Raw genomic sequence first — 9,395 nt, 5'->3', positions numbered from 1 at the left:
ACTGACGAGCTGTCCAAATGGACGTCCTTTTTGCCGTCCAATCCCATCCCAAACCTCCGTTCAATCCGGACGCTTCTTCGCACATCTAATCTAACCCCGAACCCTGGGTATCGGCTTAGCGCTTACAGTTCTTCCAGCACCGCCTGGTGTTCGACCGCTCCTCGCTGACGCGCTGGCGCCAGCGCATGGGCGAGGAGAAGCTGCAAGCGCTGCTGCAGGAGAGCCTCTCGGTCGCCACCAAGACCGAAGCGATCAAGCCGTCCGACCTCAACCGCGTCATCGTCGACACCACGGTGCAGCCCAAGAACGTGATGTTCCCGACCGACGCGCGGCTTCTCAACCGCGCGCGCGAGATCCTGGTCCGGCTGGCAAAACGGCAGGGCCTCGCGTTGCGGCAATCCTATGCGCGGGTGGGCAAGTTCGCGCTGATCAAGCATCAGCGCTATGCCCACGCCAAGCAGTTCAAGCGCGCCAAGCCTTGAGGACGCTTCGAACCTATCTCGGCCGCGTCATCCGCGACATCACCCGCAAGATCGAAGGCCGCACCGACCTGCTTGGCGAGATTGTCCTCGGCCGCATGCTGGCGCTGGCGCGACGGGTGCTTGACCAGAAGCAGCACCAGCGCGGCCCCAAGGTCTACTCGCTGCACGCGCGCCGGAGGTGGAGTGCATCGGCAAGGGCAAGGCGCACCGGCCTTACGAGTTCGGGGTCAAGCTCTCCGTCGCCACAACGCTATCGCACGCCAAAGGCGGCCAATTCGTCACCCATGTGAAGGCGCTGCCCGGTAACCCCTATGATGGCCATACACTCGAGACCGTGATCCCGGAGATGGAGGCGCTGATCGGCAACATCATCGAGCGCCTCGTTCTCGACAAAGGCTATCGCGGCCACAATGCGCCACCCGACTACAAGTTCAGGGTGTTCATCTCAGGGCAGAAGCGGCGGGTGACGCCCAAGATCAAACGCGAGATGCGCCGCCGCTCGGCCATCGAGCCGGTCATCGGCCATCTCAAATCCGAACATCGGATGGGCCGGAACTATCTCTGGCACCGCCAGGGCGATGCCACCAATGCCGTCCTCGCCGCCGCCGGCTACAACTTCCGTCGCCTCATCCGCTGGCTGGAGCTCTTGTTGCACCAAATCCTCGTCCTGCTCAGCCTCCGACTTCACCTCGCCCCGAGCTGAAATGCGGGTTCTTCACGGACGACTAGGCAAGCCCAACCTATCCGCCGCCTGGGCTGGATTCGACGCAAGACCAGCTCGGATCGCGTCGGTGGCGTGGCGTAGCTGACGAGGGAGCACCGCCGCTATCCTGCCGAGTCGGACGGCGTCAGCTAGTGTTCTGTCCCGGAAATTCGTCAACAAAGTCGTGCGAGTTTCTGGAGGATGGAATCCGCGGTGTTATGGCCGTGAGCTGTGTGCGTTCATCGCCGGAAATCGTCAGCATCGCCTCCGGGCGTCCGGTCCGCATCGGGTATCTCCTTCGATCGGCACACCTCAAACCCATGCAATTATTATGCTACGAATTAACGGGACAGAACACTAGCCGCCGAGAGCAAGCCGACGATGGGTTATCGCTCACAGTCGTAATAGCCTCCAACGTCAGGTAACGAGCGCACTATCGTGCTGCTGCCGCCGATGGTGAGTGCATCGCTTCCCCGGAAAGCTCCCGTGTCGTTTTGTTCGCTCAGGATTGCAAGACCAGGCGCACGATGGCATCTTCGTTCGGGAAGATGCCGACCATCTCGGTCCGCCGCTTGATCTCATCGTTGAGGCGCTCGATCCGATTGAGTCAGGCGGGGCACAGCATTTGTATGGCCGAACACGTCGACTTCGGTCGCACTCGTGAAGGTGATAAAGTGCACAGTCTGGATGCGCGGCACTGCCCGCGTCACAACAACTTCATACTTGGTCACCACCACTCCGCGCAGGCCACTTCGTCGCCTTGGCACCCATTTTCGATCATTCGCCACGCCAAACGTGGAATACTATCTTTGCATGTCATCGTTGATCGACACAACGTGACCCAAGTCGGGTGACGAATGAACCGCGTCTAAATCCCGCTCATTAAACGCCGGCCAGGCCTGCATTCCCGCTGAAGATTGGCTTCCTGGTTCGAGAACGGTTTCGGCATGACAATTGCTACCTCCGGACAAGCTCAAACTGATCTTGAAACGAGCTTTCCAAACCGCCGCTGCGGTTTATCGGGCCGTGACAAGATCAATCAAGACTTAGCAGATGGCGTCATGTTCCGGCAAAACGATGGTATCAGTTGGGCGATCCGTACTTGCTCGGGGGAGCCGACGGGATCGACACTGGATGTCCCGCGCATCTCCAATCGCTCCGAGGGCGGGAACACTATTGATCGTTTTCCGCCACGACACTGTTTCGAAGGCGACAATTGGGAGATTGCAAACGCCGATTCGGAGCGATGCTTAGAACCGTCCCGAAGCCTAAGAAGCCCACCTGCATACGTTACGCTACCTTACTTCGTAAGCTCAGCGAATTTCTCAAGAACAAGGCCGCGCGGGGAATCGCTGCTTAGGTGCGTGCTGAGGATGGCAGCTGGGACTGACAAATCGATCTCAACACCGCCGGGCGCGTCGCACCGCCGAACGCTGAATATTGCGGACAGGTGGGGCGCTGCCCATCCAAGGCGCTTTCTACCATTGTCACGGGACGGCGAGGGCCGATTTCGAACGCCACGAGTGTTAGTCAAAGCATTTGGGCAAGCATCAGCGCCAAGGCGGGAACCTGTCTGCGGTTCATCGCGTCGCTCATGCCGGACACGCACCTACAGAGGATGCCGCGCAAGTGGCTAGCATGAAGTTTCTTGACAGAGTCCGAACGGTCGCGTCAGGCCGTAATGATATTGTTCTGGTGGCGCTGCTGATCACGATCATCTTCATGATGATAATTCCACTGCCGCCGGTCCTGATGGATGTGCTACAGGCCGCCAACCTGGGACTCTCGGCACTCCTGCTGATGATGGCGGTCTATATTAAATCCCCCCTTGCGTTCGTCTCCTTTCCGTCAGTGCTCTTGGTGACGACGCTATTTCGGCTATCGCTTGGAGTCGCCGCGACACGCACTATCTTACTTCATGCAGACGCCGGCCAGATCATCAAGACCTTCGGGGACTTCGTGGTGGCCGGCAATCTCGTGGTGGGCGCAGTTACCTTTTTGATCATGACAATCGTTCAGTTTGTCGTCATCACCAAGGGATCTGAGCGTGTCGCGGAGGTTGCTGCACGGTTTTCTCTGGATTCGATGCCGGGCAAGCAAATGAGCGTTGACGGCGACTTGCGTGCCGGCAGTATTGATATGCGAGAGGCAAGTCGGCGCCGCCTTGCGATTGAGCGCGAGAGCCAGCTGTACGGTGCCCTGGACGGCGCCATGAAGTTTCTCAAGGGTGACGCCATCGCGGGCTTGATCAGCATTGCCGTGAACATCGTAGGCGGGATCGCGATTGGTTCGTTTCAAAAGGAAATGGGATTGTACGAGGCGCTCGAGGTCTATGCGATCCTGACCATCGGAGACGGACTCGTCGGTCAGATACCGGCTCTATTCACGGCGATTACAGCGGGGTTTATCGTTACGAGGGTTAGTGACGAAAATGGCGGTGCAGATCTCGGCAACGAAATCGGCGACGAGGTGAGCGCACAACCACGTGCGCTGATTGTCGGGTCATTCATTCTCCTTCTCTTTTCGTTCGTCCCTGGCTTTCCGACGGGAGTCTTCATGATCTTGGCGCTCGTAGTCGGAGGCAGTGGCTGGCAACTACAGCGTAATCGGCGGCTGGCCGCACCGGCAGTGAAGCCGACCGGCGGCGGTGATGAAGTCGCCGATAATGGCATCACGTTCACCGTGCCACTGATGATCGACATTGGTGACGACGTTGAGGCGGTCATCCCTCCCGATCTGCTAAACAAAGCATTGGATGCCGAACGGCAAGCGCTCCTTCTTGATCTCGGCGTCCCTCTTCCAGCGATCAATGTGCGAGTGAACGACAGCTGCAAGGACGGAGCGTATGTCATCATGGTAAATGAAATACCATGCGGTGAAGGGCGACTGCGATCGCAGCATCTTTTGGCACGCGATACTCCTGAGAACCTCGATCTTGTGGGCATTCCATGTGTTCTGGACAAACCCTTCCTTCCTCGCATCGAGACGGTCTGGGTGGACGCCATACATCGCGAATCATTGCGAGCTGCCAACATCCCTTTCCTGGAGTCGGTTCAGATCCTTGGCTACCATACTGGCCAAATCCTGCGCAGGCATGCTGCGGAGTTTGTCGGGATCCAGGAGACAAAAACTCTTTTGAATCGCATCGAGGTGTGGTTCCCGGAACTCGTAAAGGAAGTACTGCGCTCAGCACCTCTGCAGAAGATTTCAGAGGTCTTTCAACGCCTAATCGCGGAGGAGGTTTCATTGCGTAATATGCGCACCATCCTCGCCGCACTGGTCGAACGGGCACAGATCGAAAAAGACATTGTCCTGCTGACCGAGCATGTGCGCTGTGCGCTGAGGAGGCAACTCTGCATTCCGTATTGTATCGGCACGAACCTGCTGCCCGCTTACCTTCTCACGCCAGAAGTGGAAGATACGGTGCGCAACGCCATTCGGCAGACTTCCGCCGGCAGTTATCTCGCCCTTGACGCTCGAACCACCGGTCAGATCATTGACGCGATACGAGAGGCTATCGGCAACCTTACCCAGCAGCCGCACAAGCCGGTGCTGCTGGCGTCGATGGATATACGTCAATACGTACGCAAGGTCATCGAAACCGACTTCTACGAACTTCCAGTTCTATCCTATCAGGAGCTTCCCCCCGATATCTCCATACAGCCATTGGGAAGGATATCGCTGCAATGAGAAACGTGAACATAGAACAAGATGTTCTCACGGGCGATCAGACCCAACTGTCCTTGCATGTGCTATCTGGCCCCAACAAGGGGGCCGAGACACCGCTCGGCGATGGAGCGTGGCTAGTCGGTAGCCATGACGCTGACGACCTTACCTTCGCAGATCCGGAACTGGTTGACTCACATCTTCGCATTGTCATCGAGGCCGGGCAAATCCAGATCACCGCACTCGCACCGGGTGTGCTCATCGGCGGTAGTGATTGTCTAACAGAGTGCCCGACGACCCTCGATCCACTCACTCCGGTTCAGGTTGGGCGGACGATTTTCAGTATCGGCCCGACCGGTGCCAGCTTTCCCGATGTCGACTCCGTGGTCGAGCGCAGAAGTCTGCACGCAGAGCATGCCCCCCCAGCTATCGAAGGAGCGGCGCCCCGGGGGCGAGAACCTCGTCTTGCGATGAACTCGATACCTCGGCCATTTCGGCTTGGTGCAGCCGCTTGCGGCCTTCTGATCATCGCCTATGGAGCTTGTGCCGGGATTGAGCGGGTTGTTGCCTCTCTCACCCCGGCCGCCGTTCCGGGTACTGACTCGATCAAGATTGCCAGGAACGTCCTTCGCGATTTGAATGTCGGACGCGATGTTAGCATCGCGCTCCAAGATGATAATCTGATCATCGACGGCGACTTGCGACCTGAAGAGGCTACAAGGATCAAAGCAGCCCTGCGTGACGCAGGGCTAACAGCAGAGGTAACACCGAAAACGGCGACCGCCACCGCCCTGTCTGATGCAAAGATGATCGACCTGTCAACGACCGTAATACGGGCATTCGGCATCGAGGGGAGTATTCGCGTGGGAAGCGCCGGAGGGATATCAATAACGGGATATGGCCCGAGTGATGCAACCGTTAAAGCTGCCCTTCATCGTCTGCAGCAGGATATTCCCGGAGTTCGCACAATTGATGACACAGTCGCAACGCCGGACCGCGCACGAACCTTTCTAGAGACAGCGACGACAGCCGACCTCCGCGGCTCCATTCGCATCGTGGTGAAGCCAGACGCCATCCTCGTTTCGGGGGCCCTTACCCCAACCGCCTATAGCGAGTGGAAGACCGTTGCCTCCCGCTTCGAGGAGAAGTTCGCGCCCCACATTCGGCTCGAGGCGCACTGTTCGCCAGTGGTATTGCCGGCAGCAAGAGGTGTGCACCTCGGCCGGTCTCCGTTCATCGTCGTTCAGAACGGAACACGCCTGAAAGTCGGCGATAATATCGATCATTTCGGCAAGATCGTTGTCATCGATCGCGACGGAATGCTTGTGCGTATCGGGGAGGCCGACGTGCACGTTCCCTATCCGAACAAGCCGGAATGGATAGCAGAGGAGGATCAACTGTGAGCGAGCATCTGGTCAGGCTTGAGCTGCAGAAACAGCTGGTAGATGACGTCGATGGCGCAGAGTTATCTGCCCTTAAGAGAGAGTTTGAGAGTTGGCGACAATCGTTGAAACGTGACATGGATGGCGGCGTCACGCGGCGTCATTTCGACGCATTGTGCACATTGCTTGATGCAATAGATGCCGCAACAGACGTTGTTAATACAACATGGATGCACCACCACAGCGGCGTGTCCTCTGGCTTGGAGGCGTGAGGTGGATTTCAGGACAATAAGTGGGCCTCTTGGCAGATCTGTTGCGGCATCGGAACGCAGCCTAAGAAGTCATATGGCGACCATGAATCCGGACGACACCATGGATCAGCTCAAGCTTCAGCTCTCAATGAACACACACACTACACTCTTGAGCCTGAATTCGACCGTTATCAAAGCGGTTCACGAAGCGCTTAATGGTATTATCCGGAACATCACCTGAACTACGGACGATTCTGGGGTGCTATGTCTTCCAGTTTTATGCAACTACGTCATCTCCGATATTTCACGGGCATCGTGGATGCTGGTAGTTTTTGCCAAGCAGCGGCGACAATCCACGTGGCGCAGCCGGCCCTGAGTCAGCAGATGGCTGCCTTGGAAGCCGAGCTTGGCTTCGCGCTGCTGCACCGTAGCGTGCGCGGCGTTCGCCCGACTCGCGAGGGCAAGGTCTTTTATCGTGAGGCCACGTCCATTCTTCAGCAGGTTGACCAACTGCGCAGCATCATCCGCTCTACGGCAGGAGAACCGGAAGGTGCTGTAAGGCTCGGCATGTCCTCAGCACTCGCCGCTTCGTTCGCCTGCGCCTTGATGGAAGCCAGCCGGGCAGCGCTCCCAAAAGTGCGCCTCCATCTTGTTACGGGTGACTCTCTTCAGATGAAGCAGCTCATCGCATCACGAGCGCTTGATATCTGCGCTGTGCTTGAGGATGACCCCACCTCAGGTGTTACTCGCCAGCCACTCTTTCAACAGCGACTCCACCTGGTACGTCCTCCCGATACAGGAGAAGTCGCTCCCGCCGTTTCGCTTGAGGAATTGGCTGAGCTCCCTCTTGTATTGCCGCCGCGCCCAAACACAATTCGCGACGCATTAGATCGGACGTTTGAAGTGGCCGGCGTGATGCCGAACTGCATCGCAGAAGTCGACACGTTCGGCGGTGCGCTCTCCTTCGTCAGGGCCGGTCTCGCAAATGCGATCCTGCCCAAGGGCGACATTCCCGATATTCCAGGCGCCGAAGATCTGAGGCCGCTCGTGATAGATCCACCGATCCATATGACAGCCTGCCTCATCTCTTGTGGCGACCTCGCCCCCGCGGCCGAAGCCGTGAGCGCCTTGCTGATTGCGCAGGTACGAAAAGTGCTTCAAATAAGTCCTCTTGCAGGACGCGAGCTGATTGCGACACCTGATGTCGATTCAAAAGCCGAGACCCTAGCGGTTGCCGAGTGACAATTCAGTGGCAGGCGGTTCACATGGAAGGCGCAGGTCCGCCTGACTGCTCGCTACCGAAAGCTCGCTTCGCGCGGCAAGCGAACGATGGTGGTCTGCACTGCGGCATAGCCTGGCGCACAGCCTACGTCTTCCGGAGGACAACGACCGGCGGCATCGAGCAAGAATGGAAGACCGTCCGTCGACGTGTTGTCGAACCACTTTTCGAGCTTGATCACATGATCCCAGCTGTCGCCAAAGTCATAGAGATAATGGATCGTCTTGGCGCCGGTTTCGCGAACGATATCGCAGAGCCGCGCCTTGCTGGCATCGATCGGCTGGGGGCCAAAATCACCGTCGGGATCGGGGATGCCCCAACGTTCTTCGCCAGCGTGGAACTCGAAGAGATGGCTATTCGTCCAGCCAAACGCCGCCTGAAGCGTCAGATGCAGCCGATCAAGGCGCAGCGTGAGCGACACGACAAGGCATCGCATCACCTCCGGTTTCACGTCCTTGAGGGTCACCTTGATCCGGACGGCGGTCGTGTTGAGGCTCATGCCGCCAACCTCGGATCGTGTGCATGCATCGTGTAGGTCGACGCCCATGGAAGCAGTTCGTCCAGTCGCGCCGCAGGCCAGCCATTAACGAGCTTCGCGAGGACGTCGGAGAGCCAGTGCTCGGCGCTGACGCTATTGAGCTTACAGGTCTCGATTAACGAAGCTAGTACTGCCCAACTCTCGGCGCCCTCGTCGCAACCGGCAAAAAGGGAGTTCTTCGCATTGAGCTTGATCGGCCGCATCGCACGCTCAACAGCACTTGTGTCCATCTCGATGCGCCCGTCATCAAGGTAGAGCGTCAGGCCGTCCCAATGACGCAGCGCGTAACGCAAGGCCTTCGCCGTGTCGCTCTTCTGTGCAAGGTGATCAAGCTTGGCCTCAAACCACTGCTTCAAGGCTATAGCCAGAGGTCTGGCATGCGCCTGCCTGCCAGCACGGCGCTCGGCATCCGATCGGCCGCGGAGCGCTTTCTCGACCGCGTAAAGCTGGGCGATGCGCTTAAGAGCCTCGCGGGCAACCGGAGCTGGCGCCGGAGCAGCCTCGCGCTCGATCTTCACAAACTGGCGCCTCAGATGCGACCAGCAGAAGGCGAGCGTCCCGGACAGGGCGTCCGCACGCGTCTCTCGGGTCATGGTCTTGTAAGCCTGATAGCCGTCGCAGTGGATGATGCCGCGATAGCCCTCGAGCAAGCGCAAGCCATGAACGGCCCCACGGCCCGGTGCATAGGCATAGACCACGCCAGGTGGGTCAGGTCCGGCCCAGGGCCTGTCATCGCGCGATAGCGCCCAGAAGTAGCCGGTTTTGGTCCTGCCGCGCACCGGCGCCGGAGTCTCATCGACACAGAGCTTCGAAGAGGCGAGGAGAAGCTCGCGCAGACGATGCCACAAGGGCTTCAATTCCTGGGCGGCGTAGCCGACCCAGAAGGCGAGCGTGGAACGGTCGATGGCGATACCGTGGGTCGCCAGCATCTGCGCCTGACGATAGAGCGGCAAATGCCAATGATACTTGTAAGCGCTAAGCCGATACCCAGGGTTCGGGGTTAGATTAGATGTGCGAAGAAGCGTCCGGATTGAACGGAGGTTTGGGATGGGATTGGACGGCAAAAAGGACGTCCATTTGGACAGCTCGTCAGT

6 protein-coding genes and 3 pseudogenes are annotated in these 9,395 nt (G+C 58.4%); 6 read left to right on the top strand and 3 right to left on the bottom strand.

Annotated features, from left to right (window positions below; all coding sequences use genetic code 11):
• Nucleotides 1–125: 125 nt before the first annotated feature.
• Nucleotides 126–1,185, top strand: a pseudogene (locus ACZIRK_RS43810) (IS5 family transposase); the annotation flags it as partial.
• A 334-nt stretch (nt 1,186–1,519) separates the two neighbouring features.
• Here the strand turns inward: ACZIRK_RS43810 and ACZIRK_RS43805 are convergent.
• Nucleotides 1,520–1,789: pseudogene (locus tag ACZIRK_RS43805) on the bottom strand (transposase); the annotation flags it as partial.
• A 1,034-nt stretch (nt 1,790–2,823) separates the two neighbouring features.
• Between ACZIRK_RS43805 and sctV the strand changes: the two are divergent.
• From sctV to ACZIRK_RS43780, 5 genes are read left to right on the top strand one after another with little or no spacing between them, the layout of a single operon-like run.
• The gene (sctV, locus tag ACZIRK_RS43800) at nt 2,824–4,875 is read left to right on the top strand and encodes a type III secretion system export apparatus subunit SctV (protein WP_130230713.1); all 2,052 of its coding nucleotides are present in this window, start codon (nt 2,824–2,826) and stop codon (nt 4,873–4,875) included.
• Nucleotides 4,872–6,254: an FHA domain-containing protein gene (locus ACZIRK_RS43795; protein ID WP_130230711.1), complete on the top strand. Its 1,383-nt coding sequence runs from the start codon at nt 4,872–4,874 to the stop codon at nt 6,252–6,254. The genes sctV and ACZIRK_RS43795 overlap by 4 nt, the downstream gene beginning before the upstream one ends.
• A complete protein-coding gene (locus ACZIRK_RS43790; protein ID WP_165421473.1) occupies nt 6,251–6,505 on the top strand; it encodes an EscE/YscE/SsaE family type III secretion system needle protein co-chaperone in 255 nt (84 codons plus the stop codon). The genes ACZIRK_RS43795 and ACZIRK_RS43790 overlap by 4 nt, the downstream gene beginning before the upstream one ends.
• A complete protein-coding gene (locus ACZIRK_RS43785) occupies nt 6,432–6,725 on the top strand; it encodes an EscF/YscF/HrpA family type III secretion system needle major subunit (protein ID WP_130230709.1) in 294 nt (97 codons plus the stop codon). The genes ACZIRK_RS43790 and ACZIRK_RS43785 overlap by 74 nt, the downstream gene beginning before the upstream one ends.
• Before the next feature lie 23 nt (nt 6,726–6,748).
• A complete protein-coding gene (locus ACZIRK_RS43780) occupies nt 6,749–7,726 on the top strand; it encodes a LysR substrate-binding domain-containing protein (protein WP_130230707.1) in 978 nt (325 codons plus the stop codon).
• Between the two features lie 53 nt (nt 7,727–7,779).
• Here ACZIRK_RS43780 and ACZIRK_RS43775 read toward each other — a convergent pair whose 3' ends face one another.
• Together ACZIRK_RS43775 and tnpC are read right to left on the bottom strand one after the other, a co-directional pair.
• The gene (locus ACZIRK_RS43775; RefSeq protein WP_463703103.1) at nt 7,780–8,262 is read right to left on the bottom strand and encodes a plasmid pRiA4b ORF-3 family protein; all 483 of its coding nucleotides are present in this window, start codon (nt 8,260–8,262) and stop codon (nt 7,780–7,782) included.
• Nucleotides 8,259–9,293 (bottom strand): annotated as a pseudogene (gene tnpC / locus ACZIRK_RS43770) (IS66 family transposase); the annotation flags it as partial. The pseudogene tnpC and the gene ACZIRK_RS43775, both read right to left, overlap by 4 nt.
• Nucleotides 9,294–9,395: the final 102 nt, after the last annotated feature.

The sequence above is a fragment of the Bradyrhizobium sp. Leo114 genome (assembly GCF_055229415.2).
The sequence above is the reverse complement of the archived record's forward strand: the minus strand, read 5'-3'. Positions and strand labels throughout refer to the sequence as shown.